The organism is Variovorax sp. HW608 (assembly GCF_900090195.1).
In the GTDB taxonomy this organism is placed as follows: Bacteria; Pseudomonadota; Gammaproteobacteria; order Burkholderiales; family Burkholderiaceae_C; genus Variovorax.
Genome location: NZ_LT607803.1, coordinates 7432677 through 7452532 on the forward strand (window position 1 = coordinate 7432677; position 19856 = coordinate 7452532).

13 protein-coding genes are annotated in these 19856 nt (G+C 68.4%); 5 read left to right on the top strand and 8 right to left on the bottom strand.

Annotated features, from left to right (window positions below; translation table 11 throughout):
* Positions 1–9: 9 nt before the first annotated feature.
* Both VAR608DRAFT_RS35225 and VAR608DRAFT_RS35230 read left to right on the top strand, forming a co-directional pair.
* Positions 10–1482 carry an MFS transporter gene (locus VAR608DRAFT_RS35225; protein WP_088958272.1) on the top strand — a complete coding sequence of 491 codons (1473 nt, stop codon included), beginning with the start codon at positions 10–12 and terminating at the stop codon, positions 1480–1482.
* A 9-nt stretch (positions 1483–1491) separates the two neighbouring features.
* The gene (locus tag VAR608DRAFT_RS35230; protein WP_231973071.1) at positions 1492–2328 is read left to right on the top strand and encodes a class II glutamine amidotransferase; all 837 of its coding nucleotides are present in this window, start codon (positions 1492–1494) and stop codon (positions 2326–2328) included.
* A 51-nt stretch (positions 2329–2379) separates the two neighbouring features.
* Here VAR608DRAFT_RS35230 and gshB read toward each other — a convergent pair whose 3' ends face one another.
* The 8 genes from gshB to leuS form a co-directional block, all read right to left on the bottom strand.
* Complete coding sequence (gshB, locus tag VAR608DRAFT_RS35235; protein ID WP_088958273.1) at positions 2380–3330, bottom strand: glutathione synthase; 951 nt, start codon at positions 3328–3330, stop codon at positions 2380–2382.
* Between the two features lie 36 nt (positions 3331–3366).
* Complete coding sequence (locus VAR608DRAFT_RS35240; RefSeq protein ID WP_088958274.1) at positions 3367–4578, bottom strand: benzoate/H(+) symporter BenE family transporter; 1212 nt, start codon at positions 4576–4578, stop codon at positions 3367–3369.
* A gap of 141 nt (positions 4579–4719) precedes the next feature.
* A complete protein-coding gene (locus VAR608DRAFT_RS35245; RefSeq protein WP_088958275.1) occupies positions 4720–6588 on the bottom strand; it encodes a potassium transporter Kup in 1869 nt (622 codons plus the stop codon).
* Between the two features lie 153 nt (positions 6589–6741).
* On the bottom strand, positions 6742–8037 hold the full coding sequence (gene gshA, locus VAR608DRAFT_RS35250) for a glutamate--cysteine ligase (RefSeq protein WP_088958276.1): 1296 nt from the start codon (positions 8035–8037) through the stop codon (positions 6742–6744).
* 166 nt (positions 8038–8203) lie between these two features.
* On the bottom strand, positions 8204–9490 hold the full coding sequence (locus VAR608DRAFT_RS35255) for a glutamate-5-semialdehyde dehydrogenase (RefSeq protein ID WP_088958277.1): 1287 nt from the start codon (positions 9488–9490) through the stop codon (positions 8204–8206).
* A 141-nt stretch (positions 9491–9631) separates the two neighbouring features.
* Positions 9632–10678 (bottom strand): DNA polymerase III subunit delta, encoded by a 1047-nt coding sequence (holA, locus tag VAR608DRAFT_RS35260; protein ID WP_088958278.1) that lies wholly within the window; start codon positions 10676–10678, stop codon positions 9632–9634.
* Positions 10679–10685: 7 nt separating this feature from the next.
* Positions 10686–11195 (bottom strand): LPS-assembly lipoprotein LptE, encoded by a 510-nt coding sequence (locus tag VAR608DRAFT_RS35265; protein WP_088958279.1) that lies wholly within the window; start codon positions 11193–11195, stop codon positions 10686–10688.
* Positions 11196–11200: 5 nt separating this feature from the next.
* On the bottom strand, positions 11201–13840 hold the full coding sequence (gene leuS / locus VAR608DRAFT_RS35270; RefSeq protein ID WP_088958280.1) for a leucine--tRNA ligase: 2640 nt from the start codon (positions 13838–13840) through the stop codon (positions 11201–11203).
* Between the two features lie 184 nt (positions 13841–14024).
* Between leuS and VAR608DRAFT_RS35275 the strand changes: the two genes are divergently transcribed.
* Genes VAR608DRAFT_RS35275 through glgX form a run of 3 tightly spaced genes read left to right on the top strand, consistent with a single transcriptional unit; the run spans position 14025 to position 19844 of the window.
* The gene (locus VAR608DRAFT_RS35275; RefSeq protein ID WP_088958281.1) at positions 14025–15659 is read left to right on the top strand and encodes an alpha-glucosidase; all 1635 of its coding nucleotides are present in this window, start codon (positions 14025–14027) and stop codon (positions 15657–15659) included.
* On the top strand, positions 15649–17808 hold the full coding sequence (gene glgB, locus VAR608DRAFT_RS35280) for a 1,4-alpha-glucan branching protein GlgB (RefSeq protein ID WP_088958282.1): 2160 nt from the start codon (positions 15649–15651) through the stop codon (positions 17806–17808). The genes VAR608DRAFT_RS35275 and glgB overlap by 11 nt, the downstream gene beginning before the upstream one ends.
* Positions 17805–19844, top strand: a complete 2040-nt coding sequence (gene glgX / locus VAR608DRAFT_RS35285) for a glycogen debranching protein GlgX (protein WP_172843942.1) — start codon at positions 17805–17807, stop codon at positions 19842–19844. Before glgB ends, glgX begins: the two co-directional genes overlap by 4 nt.
* Positions 19845–19856 lie beyond the last annotated feature (12 nt).

The following is a 19856-nucleotide window of genomic DNA, read 5'->3' on the forward strand; positions in this document are numbered from 1 at the left end:
GCTTCCCCCATGAACCATCTTTCCGCGCAATCCCTGAGCAGCCGTTACGGCGAGCGCTACCGCTGGCTCCTGCTCTTTTCCGTCATGGTGGGGGTGATGGCCTCGATCATGTCCTCCACCATCGTGAACGTGGCGATCCCCGGCATGAGCCACCATTTCTCGCTCGGGCAGGAGCGCGCGCAATGGGTGAGTTCGGGCTTCATGGTGGCGATGACGGTGTCGATGCTCACGACGCCCTGGCTGCTCGCGCGCTACGGCTACCGCCGCACCTACGTGGGCACGATGGTGCTGCTGCTGGCCGGCGGCATGACCGGCGGGCTGGCGGCGAATTTCTCGCTGGTGCTGCTCGCGCGCGTGGCCGAAGGGCTGGCCGCGGGCGTGGTGCAGCCGATCCCGGCGATCATCATCCTGCGCGCCTTCCAGCCCCACGAGCAGGGCCGCGCGAGCGGCATCTTCGGCATGGGCGTGGTGCTGGCGCCGGCGGTGGGGCCGAGCATCGGCGGCGTGCTGGTCGACCTGTTCGGCTGGCGCTCGATCTTCTTCATGGTGGTGCCGTTCTGCGTCACCTCGATCTGGCTGGCCTACAAGTTCGTTCCCACCACCGCGCCGGGCGGCGTGGCGGCCACGCGCAGCAGCGGGCTCGACTGGCGGGGCCTCGCGCTCGGCACCATCGGCACGCTGTGCCTGCTGAACGGGCTGGTCGAGCTGCGCAGCGATTCGTCGCTGCAGGCCACCGGGCTGCTCGCCGCCGCCGGCGTGGCCTTCGGCGCCTTCCTCGCCTGGCAGCGGCGCTGCGCCGCAGCCGGCGGCGAGCCGCTGATGAACCTCCAGCTCTTCAGGCACCGGCAGTTCGCGATGGGCAGCATCGTCGCCTTCATCTACGGCACCGCGCTGTTCGGCTCGACCTATCTGCTGCCCGTGTACATGCAGGTCGGCCTGCAGCTTTCGGCGTCGCACGTGGGCACCATCCTGCTGCCGGCGGGCATCGTGCTCGCGTTCACCATCGCCGGTGTCGGCCGCCTTGCGGACCGGCATCCGACCTATCTGCTGGTGAGCGTCGGCCTGCTGCTGCTGGCCGCCTCGTTCGCGCTCATGATCACTCTCCACCTGGACAGTGGTCTCTGGCTCTTGGTCGCCTTCGCCGTCATCGGGCGCATCGGCCTCGGGTTCATCCTTCCGTCGCTCAATCTCGGCTCGATGCGCCCGCTTCCGAAGCCCATGATTCCCCAGGGCGCCAGCTCGATCAACTTCCTGCGCATGCTCGGCGGCGCCGCCGGTGTCAGCCTGTGCGCGATCGTCCTCGAATGGCGGCTCGCCGCGCACGGCGATTCGCTCGCCAATGCCGCGAGCAGCGCAGCCCGCCTCGCGGCGTTCGACGAAGTCTTCATGATGCTCGCCGGCCTTTGCGCCCTGGCGATCTGCGCCGCCTGGCAGTTGCGCGAAAAGCCTTCCAGCAAGCTCGACGAACAGCCCGTGAACTAAGCTATCGAGATGTGTCAGCTACTCGGAATGAACTGCAACACGCCGACCGACGTGACCTTCAGCTTCACGGGTTTCGCGCAGCGAGGCGGGCGCACCGACCATCACGCGGACGGCTGGGGCATCGCGTTCTTCGAGGATCGGGGCCTGCGGCATTTCGTCGATCACCAGCCGGCCTGCGAATCGCCGGTGGCCGAGCTGATCCGCCGCTATCCGATCCAGAGCCGCAACGTCATCGCCCACATCCGCAAGGCGACGCAGGGCGCGGTCAATCTGCAGAACTGCCATCCCTTCGTGCGCGAGCTGTGGGGCCGCTACTGGGTCTTCGCCCACAACGGCGACCTGAAGGATTTCCGGCCGCGGCTCCATGGCAGCTTCCATCCGGTCGGCAGCACCGACAGCGAGCACGCCTTCTGCTGGATCATGCAGGAGCTGGCCAAGTCGCACGCCGACGTGCCGAGCGTCGAGGAGCTCACGCTGACGCTGCGCGAGCTGGCGCCGCGGCTGGCGTCGCGCGGCACCTTCAACTTCATGCTCTCCAATGGGCAGGCACTGTGGGCGCACGCCTCGACGAACCTCTGGTACATCGAGCGCAAGCATCCCTTCCTCACGGCGCAGCTGGCCGACGAGGACCTGAGCATCGATTTCGCCCACCACACGACGCCGACCGACCGGGTCGCGATCGTCGTGACCTCGCCGCTGACCACGAACGAGACCTGGACGGCCTTCGCGCCGCAGGAGCTCATGGTGTTCGTGGACGGGCGCCGGGCTTTTGGCCCACCCCCAGCCTCGCCAACTGCGTGTGGCTCTGCACCCCCTCAAGGGGGCGCACCCTTGCGGCCCGGCTGAGCCGGTTCCGCGGGTGCCCCGGCATGGGGTCGCGCTCGGTGGACGTCGCCGTCAGGGCTTTTTCAGCGCCGCTTCGAGCGCATCGATGAACATGGCCGGCACGTCGAAGCCGGTCTGTTCGGTGATTTCCTGGAAGCAGGTCGGGCTGGTGACGTTGATCTCGGTCAGCGAGCCGCCGATCACGTCGAGCCCGATCAGCAGCAGGCCACGCCCGGCCAGCACCGGTCCGATCGCCTCGGCGATGCGGCGGTCCTGCTCGGTGAGCGGCTGCGCCACGCCCTTGCCGCCGGCAGCCAGGTTGCCGCGCACCTCGCTGCCCTGCGGAATGCGCGCCAGGCTGTAGGGCACGGCCTGCCCGCCGATCACGAGCACGCGCTTGTCGCCCTGCACGATCTCGGGCACGAAGCGCTGCACCATGATCGTCTCTGCGCCGTCCTTGTTGAGCGTCTCCGTGATCGAACCGAGGTTCAGCCCGTCGGCCTTGACGCGGAAGATGCCCATGCCGCCCATGCCGTCCAGCGGCTTGAGGATGATGTCCTGGTGCTCGGCATGGAAGGCGCGCACCGCCGCCGCATCGCGCGTGACCAGCGTGGGCGTGGTGAATTCCGAGAACTCCATGATCGCGAGCTTCTCGGGATGGTCGCGCAGCGCCCGCGGCTTGTTGATGACGCGCGCGCCTTCGCGCTCGGCCTGCTCGAGCAGGTGGGTCGCGTAGATGTATTCGGCGTCGAACGGCGGGTCCTTGCGCATCAGCACCGCGTCGAATGCATGCAGCGGGCGCTCGTGGGTGGCCTCTTCCCGGAACCATGCATCCGGCGAGCCGGTCAGCCGGATCTTGCGCACCCCGGCCGTGACCGGCTGGCCGCGCTGCCAGCGCATGTGGCGCGGCTCGCACACCGAGATCGCGTGGCCGCGCCGCTGCGCCTCCCGCATCATCGAGAAAGTGGTGTCCTTGTAGATCTTGAAGTGCTCGATCGGGTCGGCAACGAAGAGGAAGTGCATGTCAATGGTCCGTGGCGGCGAGGCGGGGGGTGAGCTTCATCGCTCGATCTTGACGGCAGCCGCGATGCCCTTGCCCGCGAAAGGTCTGCCTCCGATCCGCTGGATGCCCAGCGCGACGGCGCCGGCCACCACGCCCCAGAAGGCGGAGCCGATGCCCGAGAGCGTCACGCCCGAGAGCGTCACGAGGAAGGTGATGAGCGCGGCTTCGCGGTGCGATTCGTCGCGCACCGCTGCGGCCAGCCCGCCGCCGATGGTGCCGAGCAGGGCGAGGCCCGCGATCGCCGCTACCAGCTCCTTGGGAAAGGCGGTGAGCAGGCCCGTGACCGCTGCGCCGAACAGGCCGATCACCACGTAGATCGCACCGCAGCTCACGGCCGCGGTGTAGCGGCGCGCAGGGTCTTCGTGCGCCTCGCGTCCCATGCAGATCGCGGCGGTGATGGCACTGAGATTGAGCGCGAACGCACCGAAGGGTGCGAGCACCAGCGTGGTCAGGCCGCTGATGGTGATGAGCTTCGACACCGGCAGCTCGTAGCCGGTCGCGCGAATGACCGCGACACCGGGGAGATTCTGCGAAGCCATCGTCACCACGAAGAGCGGCAGGGCCAGACTGACCACCGCCTGCCAGCTGAACACCGGCATCGTGAACACCGGCATCGCGGCGCTGAAGTGCACCGCGCCCCAGGCAAGCTCGCCCCGTGCCGCGACGAAGAGGATCGCCACCAGCAAGGTCAGCGGTACCGCATAGCGCGGCAGCGCACGCTTGCCGACGAGGTAGGTGCCGAGCATCAGCAGCACCAGCGGCAACGCGGTCTGGGCCGCCGCGAAAGCCTGCAGGCCGAAACGCGCGAGCACGCCGGCCAGCAGCGCCGAGGCCAGCGCCATCGGGATCCGGTTCATCACGCGCTCGAACCAGCCGGTGGCGCCCGCGAGGGTCATGAGCAGCGCGCAGACGATGAACGCGCCCACCGCCTCGTTCATCGAGTAGCCCGCGCCGGCGACCGCGAGCACCGCAGCGCCGGGCGTGCTCCAGGCGATCATCACCGGCTTGCGCCACCACAGCGAAGGCAGCGCCGACGCGAGGCCCATGCCGAGGCCCAGCGCCCACATCCATGAGGAAATCAATCCGGGCGTGGCGCCGAAGGCCTGCGCGGCCTGGAACACGATCGCCACCGAGCTCGTGAATCCCACGAGCACCGCCACGAAGCCGGCGGAAAAGGCCGAGACACTCAGATCCTTGAAAAAACGCATGGCGGCGATTGTGCCGGGGGCGCGTCCGCTCGGGCGGCGGCCGCCCCAAAGACCCGGCCCGGCGTTCCCCCTGGGCGGCTTCGCGTTGTTACACGAAGATACATCCGGAACCGAGCGAACTCGGAAGCCGGCGTGGCGGCCTCAGATCTCGATCTTCGAGCCGAGCTCCACGACGGCATTGTTCGGCAGGCCCAGGAAGTCCGCCGCACCGCTCGCGCTGTGATGCATCTGCGCGAAGAGCTTCTCGCGCCAGGGGGCCATGCCGCTGCCGAGCGTCGGGATGACGACATCGCGCGAGAGGAAGTAGCTGGTCGTCATCGCCTCGATCTGGCAGCCGCGCAGGCGCGCGTTCTCGAGCGCACGGGGGATGTCGACGTCGTTCTTGAAGCCGTAGTGCACCACGACCTGCCAGCAATGGTGGCCCAGCGGCTCCATCTCGATGCGCTTGTCCATCGGGATCCAGGGCACCTCGTGGCTGCGCACGGTGACGAACAGGTTCTGGTCGTGCATCACCTTGTTGTGCTTGAGGTTGTGCAGCAGCGCGTTCGGCACGACGCCGGGCTCCGCCGTCATGAACACCGCGGTGCCATCGACGCGCGCCGGCGGGTTGACGAAGACGGAGTCCAGGAAGCCGCGCAGATCGATGGCCTCGGCCAGCTGCGCCTCGCCCATGAGGCGCCGGCCCTCTTTCCAGGTCAGCATGAGCAGGAAGACGGAACCGCCGATCAGCAACGGGAACCAGCCGCCTTCGAAGAGCTTGAGCAGGTTCGACGCGAAGAACATGAAATCGACGACGAAGAACACGCCGGTCGCGGCGATGCACAGGATCAGCGGATACTTCCAGGCATAGCGGACCACGAAGAAGGTCAGCACCGTGGTGATCAGCATGTCGGTGGTCACCGCGATGCCGTAGGCCGCGGCCAGGTTGCTCGACGAGCGGAACATCACCACCGCGAGCGCGATGGCGACGAACAGGCCCCAATTGACGAAGGGGATGTAGATCTGGCCCGCGGTGCGCACGCTGGTGTGCTCGATGTTCAGGCGCGGCAGGTAGCCGAGCTGGATCACCTGCCGGGTCACGCTGAAGGCGCCCGTGATGAGGGCCTGCGAGGCAATCACCGTCGCGGCGGTGGCGAGGAACACCATCGGCAGCCGCGCCCAGTCCGGCGCCATCATGAAGAACGGGTTCTTCACCGCCTCGGGGTTCTCCAGCAGCAGCGCGCCCTGCCCGAAGTAGTTGAGCGTCAGCGCCGGCATCACGATCGAGAACCACGCGATGCGGATCGGCCGCTTGCCGAAATGGCCGAGGTCGGCGTAGAGCGCCTCGGCGCCGGTCACGCACAGCACGGTGGCGCCGAGGATGATGAAGCTGGTGCCCGGATTCAGCCAGATGAAGCGCAGCGCGTAGTACGGGCTGATGGATTTCAGGATCTCGGGATGGTGCAGGATCTGCGAGACGCCGAGCAGGGCGATCGCCAGGAACCACGTCAGGGTGATGGGGCCGAAGAAGCGGCCGATGCCCGCGGTGCCGTGCTTCTGGAGCGCGAACAGGCAGAACAGAACGACCAGGGTGATCGGAATCACGTAATGCCTGAACTGCGGCGACACCACCTCCAGGCCCTCGACGGCCGACAGCACCGAGATCGCCGGTGTGATGACCCCGTCGCCATAGAAGAGCGAGGTGCCGAAGATGCCGACCACCAGCAGCAGATGGCGCAGGCGCGGCCGGTCGACCACCGCCTGCGAGGCCAGCGCGAGCATGGCGACCAGCCCGCCTTCGCCCGCGTTGTCCGCCCTGAGCACGAGCACGACGTACTTGATCGAGACGATGATTGTGAGCGTCCAGAAGAACATCGACAGGATGCCGTAGACGTTCTCGATGGTGAATGGCACGTGGCCGTGCCCGAACACTTCCTTGACCGCATACAGGACGCTGGTGCCGATGTCGCCATAGACGACGCCGATCGCCGCAAGGATCAACGCAGGGGAGAAGGATTTAGGGGCGGACACGGAGACGATGCAAAGGGCCCTGGAACGTGCGGCACGTCCCGGCGCGTCGTCAGCCTCGAGAGCTGCCGCATCGCCTCCGCCCTGGTTGGTTTGCGTTGATATGGGGTCGCTATTTTGCCGCCGCCGCCGGCCCCCGCAAGATGGCGGACCCCATCATTCGTAGATTTCGGCGTCCGGGTTGGTCGCCTCGAGCTCGTAGCTGGCCGCCACCATCGCGAGCCGGCCGATCACCCCGTACATGTAGAAGCGGTTCGGGGCGCTGGCGCCGGGCTTGGCGCCCGGCTGGGGCAAGTGCGCACTCTCGGAAAAAGCCAGCGGCACGAAGCTGGCGCCGGGAATCTTGAGGTCCTCGTCCGGGTTGCGGTCGGCATGCACCCGGTAGAAGCCGCCGACCACGTAGCGGTCCATCATGTAGACCACCGGCTCGGCCACGCCGTCGTGCACCCGCTCCTTGGTGAGCACGCCTTCCTGCACGATGAGCTCCCGGCGCTCGGCAGCACCCCTGGCGGCGCCGGCGCGCGGCTTCTGCTTGCGGGCCAGCGCCTCGATTTCCTTGGCGTCGCGCACGGTCACCACGCCCATTTCGCTGCGGCCGTTGTCGGACTTGACGACCACGAAGGGCTTCTCGTTGATCCCGTATTCCTTGTACTTGCGGCGGATCTTGGTCAGCAGCGCGTCGGCATGGCTGGTGAGCACGTCGACCCCGTCGCCGCTGGCGAAGTCGACCTCGCCGACCTTCGCGTACATCGGGTTGATGAGCCAGGGGTCGATGCCCAGCAGCTTGCCGAAGCGCTTGGAGACTTCTTCGTAGCTGTGCAGGTGATTGCTCTTGCGGCGCATCGGCCAGCCCGCGTGCAGCGGCGGCAGCAGGTATTGCTCGTACAGCTCTTCGAGTATGCCCGGCACGCCGGCCGAGAGGTCGGTGTTGAGCAGGATGGTGCACGGGTCGAAATGCTTCAGGCCCAGCCGGCGCTTGCTGCGCACCACCGGCTCCAGGCAGACCGTATCGCCGTTGGGCAACTCGACCTTCTTGGGCGACTTGATCGCCGGGTCGATCGAGCCGACCCGCACGTTCAACCCGGCCATGTGGAAGATGCGCACCAGTTGCGCGACGTTGGCGAGGTAGAAGGTGTTGCGCGAATGGTTCTCCGGGATCACCAGCAGGTTGCGCGCCTCGGGGCAGATCTTCTCGATCGCGGCCTGGGCGGCCTGCACCGCCAGCGGCAGCATCTCGTGCGTCAGGTGGTTCCAGCCGCGCGGATAAAGATTGGTGTCGACCGGCGCCAGCTTGAAGCCCGCATTGCGGATGTCGGCCGAGCTGTAGAACGGCGGCGTGTGCTCCATCCATTCGAGCCGGAACCAGCGCTCGATGGCCGGCGTCGAGTCGAGCACGCGCTGCTCGAGCTCGTTGATCGGGCCGGTGAGGGCGGTGACGAGATGCGGGACCATGCGGGCCTTGTTCGATTTGTGGCTTGGGCTAGAGCGGAATTGTAATTTTGGGGTGTCCGCCCCCGATGACAAGCAACTGTAGACGCAGTTTTGTTCTTCAAATGGAAACACTGCGCTCCGGCATGCGCCGGAGAAGACGCGCCAGGGGCATGCAGCCCCTGCGCGCTCAGCTCCTGACTTCGCCCTGACCGAGGACGACGTATTTCAGGGATGTCAGGCCCTCGATGCCCACCGGACCACGCGCGTGGAACTTGTCGGTGCTGATGCCGATTTCGGCGCCGAGCCCGAACTCGAATCCGTCCGCAAAGCGCGTGCTCGCGTTGACCATCACGCTCGCCGAATCCACCTCGCGCAGGAAGCGCTGGGCGTTCATGTGGTCGCGCGTGACGATCGCGTCGGTGTGATGGCTCGAGTAGTGGTTGATGTGCGCAATGGCCTCGTCCACGCCCTCGACCACCTTGATGCTGATGACCGCGGCGAGGTATTCCTCCGACCAGTCCGACTCGAGCGCATCGACCACCTTGCCGGTGCCCTGCAGCGCCTCGCGCAGGATGCGGCCCGCCGCCGGATCGCAGCGCATCTCCACGCCCTTGGCGGCAAAGATCGCGCCGATCTCGGGCAGGAAGCTGTCGGCGATCGAAGCCGCCACCAGCAGGCCTTCGGCGGCATTGCAGGGGCTGTATTTCTGGGTCTTGGCGTTGTCGACGATGCGCAGCGCCATGTCGAGTTCGGCGGTGTCGTCGACGTAGACGTGGCAGTTGCCGTCCAGGTGCTTGATGACCGGCACCTTGGCCTCGCGGCTGATGCGCTCGATCAGCCCCTTGCCGCCGCGCGGGATGATGACGTCCACGAAGGCCGGCATCGCGATGAGCTGGCCCACGGCCTCGCGGTCGGTCGTCTGCACGAGCTGGACCGCGGCGCCCGGCAGCCCGGCCTCGGAGAGCGAATCGGCCACCAGCCGGGCCAGCGCCTTGTTCGATTCGATGGCTTCCGAGCCGCCGCGCAGGATGGCCGCATTGCCGCTCTTGATCGCGAGGCTGGCCGCCTCGATCGTCACGTTGGGCCGGCTCTCGTAGATCATGCCGAAGACGCCGATCGGCACCCGCATCTGGCCGACCCGGATGCCGCTGGGCTGCTGCTTCATGCCGATGACTTCGCCGATCACGTCCGGCATCGCCGCCAGCTGCTCGCAGCCCTGCGCCACGGTCTCGATGACCTTGGGAGTGAGCTTGAGCCGATCGACCATCGGCGCCGACAGCCCCGCTGCCGTGGCGCGGGCCAGGTCCTGCGCGTTGGCGTCGGCCAGTGCCGCGCCGGCTTCGCGCAGGCGGCGCGCGAGCGCCTTCAGCGCCTTGTTCTTGGTGGCCGCATCCGCCCGGGCCATCTGGGCCGACGCCGTCTTGGCCTGCAGACCGAGGGTCTGCATGTATTCGGAGACGTTGAACATGTTCATAGCCTGAATTGTGACGCGCCGGCCAAAACCGGCGCAGCCAAGCCCAGGAATCCCGTGGAACCGGCTTTGCCGGGCCACTGGGATTGCCCCCGGAGAGGGGGTGTCAGAGCCACACGAAGTGGGCGAGGCTGGGGGTGAGCCTTATCCACAGGCGCGGCACAGCATCAGGGCCAGCCGCTGCAGCGCCTGCCAGCTGTCCGCCGGCCAGTCGGGCTGCTTCAGCCCCTTGACGATGCCGTCGACCACGTGCGCCGCGCGCAGCATGCGGGCCAGCGCGCGCTCGTCCAGCCGCGGAAGCACGCGCTCGAATGCCCGCTCGCGCGGTCCCCAGATGCGGTTTTCGCGCAGCGCCATCGGCAGCGGCCGGCCGGCGGCCATGGCGTCCTTGACGCGCTTGAGGGCGCGGATGTCCTCGGCGATCGTGTAGTGCACGAGCACCTCGGCCTCGCCCTCCGCCTGCAGGCCGTCGAGCATGCGCGAGACGCGCTGCGGGTTGCCCGCCAGCACCGCCTCGGAGAGCTTGAAGACGTCGTAGCGGGCCACGTTGTTGACCGCGGCCTCGACCTGCTCCCAGCTCAGTTCGCCCTCCGGATGCAGCAGCGCGAGCTTCTGGATTTCCTGGTGCGCCGCGAGCAGGTTGCCCTCGACCCGGTCGGCGAAGAACTGCAAGGTGCGCTGGCCCTCCTCGCCGGGCTTCACGCGCTGGCCCTGCTGGGCGAGCCGCTGCGCGATCCATTGCGGCAAGGCGGCGCGCTCGACCGTGTCGACCTGGATGCTCACGCCGTTGCCTTCGAGCGCCCCGAACCAGGCGCCGGAGCGGGTGGCCTTGTCCAGGCGCGGCAGCATCACCATCGTGAGCGTGCTGTCGTTGCCCTGCGCGGCTTCGGCGATCTGCTGCAGCGCCACGCTGCCGTCCTTGCCCGGCTTGCCGGACGGGATGCGGATCTCCACGATCTGCCGGTCGGCGAAGAGGCTCAGCGAACCGCCCGCCGCCAGCACCGCGCTCCAGTCGAAGTGGGCGCCGGCCACGGTGTAGGCGCTGCGCTCGGTATAGCCCTGCGCCCGCGCCGCGACCCGGATCGCGTCGGCGGCCTCCTGCGCCAGCAGCGCCTCGTCGCCATGGATCACGTAGAGCGGCGCCACCCGCTTGGCGAGGTGCGCGGCCAGCTGGGCGGGCGCCAGTTGCATCGCAGGCTCAGGCGGGTCTTGCCGCCGCCAGACGGCGAAGGATCTGCTGCGCGATGTCGGTTTCCATGTCGCGGTACAGCAGCGCCGTTTCGCCTTCCTTCGCGAGCGCGGCGGTTTCGTTGTAGGTGATGTCGCGAGTCTGGCTGATCTCGGTCGGCGCCAGCAATTCCTTGCCCCCCTTGCCGCGCACGCGGAAGCGGATCGTCAGGCGCAACTGGAGCTCGCGCACCTGTCCGGCCGCATTGGTCGAGATCACCACGGGCTGCCGGTCCTCGCCGAGGATGTCGAGGATCGCTTCCGCGCCTTCGACCTGGTCCTTGGGCAGCACCTCGACCGTGCCGGCGGCGCGCAGGTTGCGCTTCACCTGGTTCGCGAACGACGAGGTGGCCGGCACCGCGATGCTCTTGAACGGGAACTCCGGCGCCTTGCGCAACTGGAAGCCGCAGCCTGCCAGCACGAGCGTGCCGGACAGGCCCATCAGAAAGCCGCGCCGCGACCGACGCTGTTTCGTGACCATGCCGCTCAGACCACCACGTTGACCAGCCGCCCCGGCACCACGATCACGCGCTTGACGGTCGCGCCCTCGGCGTGCTTGACGAAGGCCTCGCTGGCGAGCGCGATCTTCTCGATCTCCTGCTTCGAAGCCGTCGCGGGCACGTGCAGCGAGCCGCGCAGCTTGCCGTTGATCTGCAGCATCAGCTCGATCTCGTCCTGCTCCAGCGCGCCGACGTCGACCACCGGCCACGGGGCGTCGAGCAACTCGCCGATCTCCTTGTCGAAGCCGAGCTGGTGCCAGAGCTGGTGCGTGATGTGCGGCGTCGCCGGATAGAGGCAGCGCAGCAGGATGCCCATCGCCTCGCGCACCGCGGCGCGGTCGCCGGCGTCCGGCGCCTGGGGCTTGAAGCCTTCCAGCGCATTGAGCAGCTTCATCGCGCCCGACACCACGGTGTTGTATTGCATGCGCTGGTAGTCGTAGTCGACCTGGCGCAGCACGGTGTGCACTTCGCGGCGCAGGGCCTTGGCCTCCTTGCCGAAGGCGGGCTTGCCGCCGATCGCCGCGCTGGCTCCGGCTTCATGGAGCGCGACGCCGAAATTCCAGACCCGGCGCAGGAAGCGGAAGCTGCCCTCGACCGCGGCGTCGTTCCATTCGAGCGTGGCCTCGGGCGGCGCGGTGAACATGGTGTAGAGCCGGGCGGTGTCGGCGCCGTACTTCTCGATCAGGTCCTGCGGGTCGACGCCGTTGCGCTCGCTCTTGCCCATCTTGCCGACGCCGCCGTATTCGACCGGGGTTCCGTCGGCCAGCGTGCCGCCGGTGATGCGGCCCTGCGCATCGAGCAGCTGCGTGACTTCCGACGGCGGGTGGTAGTCCTTGCCGCCCTTCTCGTTGCGCGTGTAGAAGATCTGGTTCAGCACCATGCCCTGCGTGAGCAGCTTGCTGAAGGGCTCGTCGCACTTCAGGAGGCCGAGATCGCGCATCACCTTGGTCCAGAAGCGCGCATAGAGCAGGTGCAGGATCGCGTGCTCGATGCCGCCGATGTACTGGTCCATCGGCATCCAGTAGTCGGCGCCGCCCGCGACCATCGCCTCGTCGTTCTTCGGGTCGCAATAGCGCATGAAGTACCACGAGCTGTCGACGAAGGTGTCCATCGTGTCGGTCTCGCGGCGCGCGGGCTTGCCGCACACCGGGCAGACGACGCCCGCATGGAAGCCTTCGTGCTTGATCAGCGGGTTGCCGTGGCCGTCGGGCACGCAGTCGGCCGGCAGCACCACCGGCAGGTCCTTCTCGGGCACCGGCACGGCGCCGTGCGCTTCGCAGTGGATGATCGGGATCGGCGTGCCCCAGTAGCGCTGGCGGCTGATGCCCCAGTCGCGCAGGCGCCAGGTGGTGCGCATCTCGCCCAGGCCCTTCTGTTCGAGCGCATGGGCCACGGCCTTGACCGCCTCGGCGTACGACATGCCGCTGAAGTTGTCGGAGTTGATGGTGACGCCGCGCTCCTTGTCGCCGTACCAGTCCTGCCAGCGGTGGTAGTTGAAATGCGGCTCGTCGTCGACCAGCACCACCTGGATGATCTCGATGCCGTACTTGTTCGCGAAGGCGAAGTCGCGCTCGTCGTGCGCCGGCACGCCCATCACCGCGCCGTCGCCGTAGCTCATGAGCACGTAGTTGCCGACCCAGACCGGCACCTGCTCCTCGGTGATCGGGTGCGTCACCGTGAGGCGGGTGCGCACGCCCTTCTTTTCCTGGGTGGCGAGTTCGGCTTCGGTGGTGCCGCCGGTCTTGCATTCCTCGATGAAGGCGGCGACCTTGGGGTCGGACTTCGCGGCATGCAGCGCGAGCGGATGTTCCGGCGCGACCGCGCAGAAGGTCACGCCCATGATCGTGTCGGCGCGCGTCGTGAAGACGTACATGCGGCCGCCCTGGATCAGCTCGCCCTTGTCGTTCTTGATGTCGTGCGTGAAGGCGAAGCGCACGCCTTCGCTCTTGCCGATCCAGTTCTCCTGCATCAGCTTCACGCGCTCGGGCCAGCCCGGCAGCTTGTGCTGGGTGTGGTCGAGGAGTTCCTCGGCATAGTCGCTGATCTTCAGGTAGTAGCCGGGGATCTCGCGGCGCTCGACCGGCGCACCGGTGCGCCAGCCCTTGCCGTCGATCACCTGCTCGTTGGCCAGCACGGTCTGGTCGACCGGGTCCCAGTTGACCACCTGCGTCTTGCGGTAGGCGATGCCCTTCTCGAGCATCTTGAGGAACAGCCACTGGTTCCACTTGTAGTAGCTCGGGTCGCAGGTCGCGATCTCGCGGCTCCAGTCGATGGCCAGGCCCATCGCCTGGAGCTGGCCCTTCATGTAGCGGATGTTCTCGTAGGTCCAGGCGGCCGGCGGCACGCCGTTCTTGAGCGCCGCGTTCTCGGCCGGCAGCCCGAAGGCGTCCCAGCCCATCGGCATCAGGACGTTGTAGCCGCTCATGCGCAGGTAGCGCGTGAGCATGTCGTTGATCGTGTAGTTGCGCACGTGGCCCATGTGCAGCTTGCCGCTGGGGTACGGCAGCATCGAGCAGGCGTAGTACTTCTTCTTGCGCGCGTCCTCGGTCACGCGGTAGGCGTCGGCGGCCGTCCAATAAGCCTGGGCGGCGGACTCGACGTCGGCGGGTTTGTAGCTGGGGTTCATTCGGGCTTCGCAACGCCCCGGCGCCAGGCGGCCGGGGGATCGTGATTATCACCCCCCGACCCTTCCCCGTCGTACCGCTCGGCTCCTCTCCCGAGGGGTCGCGCGTTCGAGGCACCCAAGTGGTGCGCAAGCGCGGGGGGCGGGCTTTTTGCTTAACAATGAGTTTCGGCCCGGGAGGAACCGCATGGACAACAAGGACTGGTGGCGAGGGGCGGTGATCTACCAGATCTACCCGCGCAGCTTCATGGACAGCAACGGCGACGGTATCGGCGACCTGCCGGGCATCACGGCCCGGCTCGACCACGTCGCCGGGCTCGGCGTGGATGCGATCTGGGTGTCGCCCTTCTTCCGCTCGCCGATGAAGGATTTCGGCTACGACGTGGCCGACTACCGGGCGGTCGACCCGATCTTCGGCACGCTCGCGGACTTCGACGCGCTGCTGGCCCGCGCCCATGCGCTCGGGATCAAGGTCATCATCGACCAGGTGCTCTCCCACACCTCCGACCAGCACGCCTGGTTCGCCGCCAGCCGCGCCAGCCGCGACAACCCGCTGGCCGACTGGTATGTCTGGGCCGATCCGCGCCCCGACGGCACGCCGCCGAACAACTGGCTCTCGGTGTTCGGCGGGCCCGCCTGGCAGTGGGATTCGCGGCGTCGGCAGTACTACCTGCACAGCTTCCTGGTCGAGCAGCCCGACCTGAACTTCCATTGCCCGCTGGTGCAGGAGGCCTTGCTCGAGGAAGTGCGCTTCTGGTGCGAACGCGGGGTGGACGGCTTCCGCTTCGACGCCTGCAACCACCAGTTCCACGACGCCCAATTGCGCGACAACCCGCCGGCCGACGGCGGCCTGGTGAGCACCGTGCGGGCCGACAACCCCTACGCGATGCAAAAGCACCTCCACGACAAGAGCCAGCCGGAGAACCTGCGCTTCCTCGAGCGCCTGCGCGCGCTGCTCGACAGCTACGGCGCGGTGGGCCTCGGCGAGGTCGGCGACGAGGACGCGCCGCCGGTGATGGCCCGCTACACCGAGCGCGGCAAGCGCCTGCACCTGGCTTACAGCTTCAGCCTGCTGACCGGCGAGCACAGCGCCTCGCACCTGCGCACACAGGTCGAAGCACTCGATCGCGCCCTGGCGAAGACCGACGGCTGGGGCTGCTGGGCGGTCTCGAACCACGACGTGCCGCGGGTCGCCTCGCGCTGGAACGGCAACGGCATCGAGGACACCCGGCGCGACCGGCTCTGGCTTTCGCTCCTGCTCTCGCTGCGCGGAAGCGCGAGCGTCTACCAGGGCGAGGAACTCGGCCTGCCCGAAGCCGAGGTGCCGTTCGAGCTGCTGCAGGACCCCTACGGCCGCGCCTTCTGGCCCGAGTTCAAGGGACGCGACGGCGCCCGCACGCCGATCCCGTGGGCGACGGATGCCCACCATGGCGGCTTCACCAGTGGAACGCCCTGGCTGCCGGTCTCGGAGATGCATCTGCCGCTGGCCATCGACCGGCAGGCCGGCGACCCGGCCTCGATGCTCAACTTCAGCCGGGCGCTGCTGCGCTGGCGCCGCGGCCAGCCGCTGCTGCGAACCGGCGGGATGCGCTTCATCGACGCGCCCGGCGTGCCGGACACGGTGCTGTGGCTAGAGCGCCACTCGGGCGACGCCTCGCTGCACGGCGTGTTCAACCTGTGGGGCGAACCGGTGCCGCTCGCCCTGCCCCGAGCGCTCGCGCCGGCAGAAGGCGCCCCTTTCGCCGACACTCGCATCGAGGGCGGCACGCTCACGCTGCCGCCCTATGGCGTCTTCTTCGGAGTACCGCTCGATGCTGCCTGAGGCCCAAGTCCGTTCCCTGATGCGCGCAGAACATGGCGATCCCTTCGCCGTGCTCGGCCCGCACGAGACGGACGAAGGCCTGCGCGTGCGCGCGCTGCTGCCGGGCGCGAGGTCGGTGACGGTCATGCAGTCGGACTCGGGCTGGCCGCTCGCGCAGCTCGACCGCCAGGGCGACAGCGACCTGTTCGCCGGGCTCGTCCCTGCCTCCCAGGCGCGGCTCGGCTATCACTTTCACGTCGACTGGGGTTCGCACACCTCGCGGCTCGACGACCCCTATCGCTTCCCGCTGGTGCTGGGCGCCACCGACGTCTGGCTGCTCGCCGAGGGCACGCACCTGCGGCCCTTCGAGCAACTGGGCGCGCACCTGCGCGAGATCGACGGCGTGCGCGGCGTGGCCTTCGCGGTCTGGGCGCCGAACGCGCGGCGCGTGTCGGTGGTCGGCGACTTCAACCAATGGGACGGCCGCCGCCACATGATGCGGCTGCGCCGCGAGTGCGGCGTGTGGGAAATCTTCGCGCCGCACGTCGCGCCGGGCGACAGCTACGAATTCGAGATCCTCTCGGCAGAGGGCCACGTGATCCGCAAGGCCGACCCCTTCGGCTTCTCGGCGCGGCTGCGGCCCGACACCGCCTGCGTGGTGCAGCCCCTGCCGGCCCCGGTCAAGGTGGCGCCCGGCCGCGCGCAGGCCAACACGCGCCATGCCCCAATCAGCATCTACGAGGTGCACCTGGGCTCGTGGCGGCGCAAGAACGGCCACGAGTGGCTCGACTACCGCGAGCTCGCCGACACGCTGGTGCCCTATGCGCGCGACATGGGCTTCACCCACATCGAGCTGCTGCCGATCAGCGAGCACCCCTTCGACGGATCGTGGGGCTACCAGCCGATCGGCCTCTACGCGCCGACCTCGCGCTTCGGCACGCCCGGCGATTTCCGCGCCTTCGTCGAGGCGGCGCACGCCGCCGGGCTCGGCGTGATCCTCGACTGGGTGCCCGCGCATTTCCCGGCCGATGCGCACGGGCTGGCCCGGTTCGACGGCAGCGCGCTCTACGAATACGCCGATCCGCGCGAGGGCTTCCACAACGACTGGCAGACGCTGATCTTCAACTACGCCCGCACCGAGGTGCGCAACTACCTCGTCGGCAATGCGCTGTACTGGCTGGAGCGCTACGGCGTCGACGGGCTGCGGGTCGATGCGGTGGCCTCGATGCTCTATCGCGACTACAGCCGCCAGCCCGGCGAGTGGATTGCCAACGCGCACGGCGGGCGCGAGAACCTCGAGGCGATCGACTTCCTGCGCCGCATGAACCACGTCGTCGGCGTCGAGCGCCCCGGCGCGATCACGATCGCCGAGGAATCGACCAGCTTCCCCGGCGTGACGCGCCCGCCGGAGCAGGGGGGCCTGGGCTTTCACTTCAAGTGGAACATGGGCTGGATGAACGACACGCTGCGCTATGCCGCCATCGACCCGGTCTACCGCAAGCACCATCACCGGCAGATCACCTTCGGCCTGATGTACGCGCACAGCGAGAACTTCGTGCTGCCGCTCTCGCACGACGAGGTGGTGCACGGCAAGGGCTCGATGATCGGCCGCATGCCCGGCGACCACTGGCAGAAGTTCGCCGGGCTGCGCAACCTCTACGGCTATCTCTGGGCCTATCCGGGCAAGAAGCTGCTGTTCATGGGCGGCGAGTTCGCGCAGTGGGCCGAATGGAGCGCGGACCGCAGCCTCGACTGGCATCTGCTGGAGCAGCCCTCGCACCAGGGCATCCGGCGGCTGGTGCGCGACCTGAACAACGTCTATCGCCATTTCCCCGCGCTGCACGAACTGGACTGCGAAGCGCAGGGCTTCGAGTGGATCTGCCATGACGACGCGGACCAGTCGGTGTTCGCCTTCATGCGGCGTGCCGGCGACGGCAGCTTCGTGGTCGCGGTGTGCAACTTCACGCCGATGGTCCGGCACGGCTTGCGGCTGGGCATGCCGCTTGCCGGCAAGTACCGCGAGATCATCAACACCGACAACCAGGTCTACGGTGGCAGCGGCCTTTGCAATGGCGTCATCGAAACCCAGGCGATGCCCTGGCATGGGAGGCCGCAGTCGATGACGATGACGCTGCCCGCGCTCTGCACCTTGATGTGGGTGCTGGCGTGACGGACTTGCATCCGGGCATCCCCTATCCGCTCGGCGCGACGCCGGGCCCGCACGGCGTCAACTTCGCGCTGGCGGCGCCGCGCGCGACGCTGGTGGAGCTGTGCCTCTTCGATGCGAGCGGACGGCACGAACAGCAGCGCCTGAAAGTGACCGCCCGGACCAACGGCGTCTGGCACGCGCTGCTGCCGCAGGCGCGCCCGGGGCTGGTCTACGGCTGGCGCGTCCACGGGCCGTGGTCGCCGCACGAGGGCCTGCGCTTCAACCCGGCCAAGGTACTGCTCGATCCCTATGCGCGCGAGGTGGTGGGCCGCTACGCGGGTGAAGACATCTTCCTCGGGCATGATCCGGCCGATCCCACACGGCGCGACGCACGCGACAACGGGGCGATGGCCCTGAAGGCCCGCGTCGTCGACCCCTTGCCGCCCGCCACCCCCGGGCCCCGCGTCGCCGACGGCGACCGCGTCATCTACGAACTCCACGTCCGCGGCCAGACGCAGTTGCACCCCCGGGTTCCGCCCGAACTGCGCGGCACCTATGCGGGGCTCGCAGAGCCGGCGGTGCTCGACCATCTGGAGCGGCTCGGCGTCACCACGCTGAACCTCATGCCGGTGCAGTTCCGCGCGGACGAGGAGCGGCTGTTCAAGCTCGGCCTCAGCAACTACTGGGGCTACAGCCCGATCGGCTGGTTCGCGCCCGAAGCCCGCTACTGGAGCGGGCGCCCCGGAACATCGCCGGCGAGCGAGTTCCGCGCGATGGCCGATGCGATCCACGCGCGCGGCATGGAAGTGGTGGTCGACGTGGTCTTCAACCACAGCGCCGAAACCGACGAACTCGGCCCCACGCTGAGCCTGCGCGGCATCGACAACCCGCTCTACTACCACCTTCGCCCCCATGATCGGGCGCTCTACCAGAACTGGACCGGCTGCGGCAATTGCCTCCACCTCTCGGAGCCGCGGGTGGTGCAGCTGGTGATGGACGCGCTGCGCCATTGGGTCACGCAACTCGGCGTCGACGGATTCCGATTCGATCTGGCGCCGATCCTGGAGCGCCGCGAGGATGGCGACTTCGACCCGCGCGCCCCGTTCCTCGCCGCGGCCGCGCAGGACCCGATCCTCGCCCGCACGCTCCTCGTCGCGGAGCCCTGGGACATCGGGCCCGGCGGCTATTGCCTCGGCCAGTTCCCGCCGGGCTGGCTCGAATGGAACGACCGCTTCCGCGACACCCAGCGCGGCTTCTGGCTGCACCGCAGCGCCTTGCTCGGCGAATTCGCGCAGCGCTTCACCGCCTCGAGCGATGCCTTCAGGCACGACGGCCGATCGCCCACCGCGAGCGTCAACTTCATCACCGCCCACGACGGCTTCACCCTGCACGACCTGCTGAGCTACAACGCGCGCCACAACCTCGCCAATGGCGAGAACAACCGCGACGGCCACGCGCACAACCTGAGCCGCAACTGCGGCGTGGAGGGCGAGACGGACGACCCGCTGGTGCTTGCCGAGCGCAAGCGGCTCAGCCGCGTGCTGCTGGCGGTACTGCTGCTCTCGCAGGGCACGCCGATGCTGCTGGCAGGCGACGAACTCGGCCACACGCAACGCGGCAACAACAACGCCTACTGCCAGGACAACGAGACGACGTGGCTGCACTGGGACCGCGCCGACGCCGGCCTTGCCGACTACGTATCGCGCCTGCTGACGCTGCGCCGCGAGGCCGCGCCGCTTCGCAGCGCAGAGTGGTGGCCCGCCCATGCCATGCCCGAAACCACGACGCTGCATTGGCGCACCCCGGAAGGCCGGGCGATGGCCCCCGCGGACTGGGAACGTCGCGACCGCCACGCGCTGGCGATCCTGTTCGACGCCCCGGCACCCGCATCGAGCTGGCTCGTGCTCGTCAATGCAGAGGCCGACGAGGTCAGCTTCCATCTGGATGGAGGCCCGTGGGTGCGCCAGCTTGCAAGCGATGAGGACGCCGCCGGGGCATTGCCGCTCGGCCGGAGCGTGACGCTCGCACCGGGCAGTCTCTGGGTCGCAAAAACATAGAAGCCAAGCGTT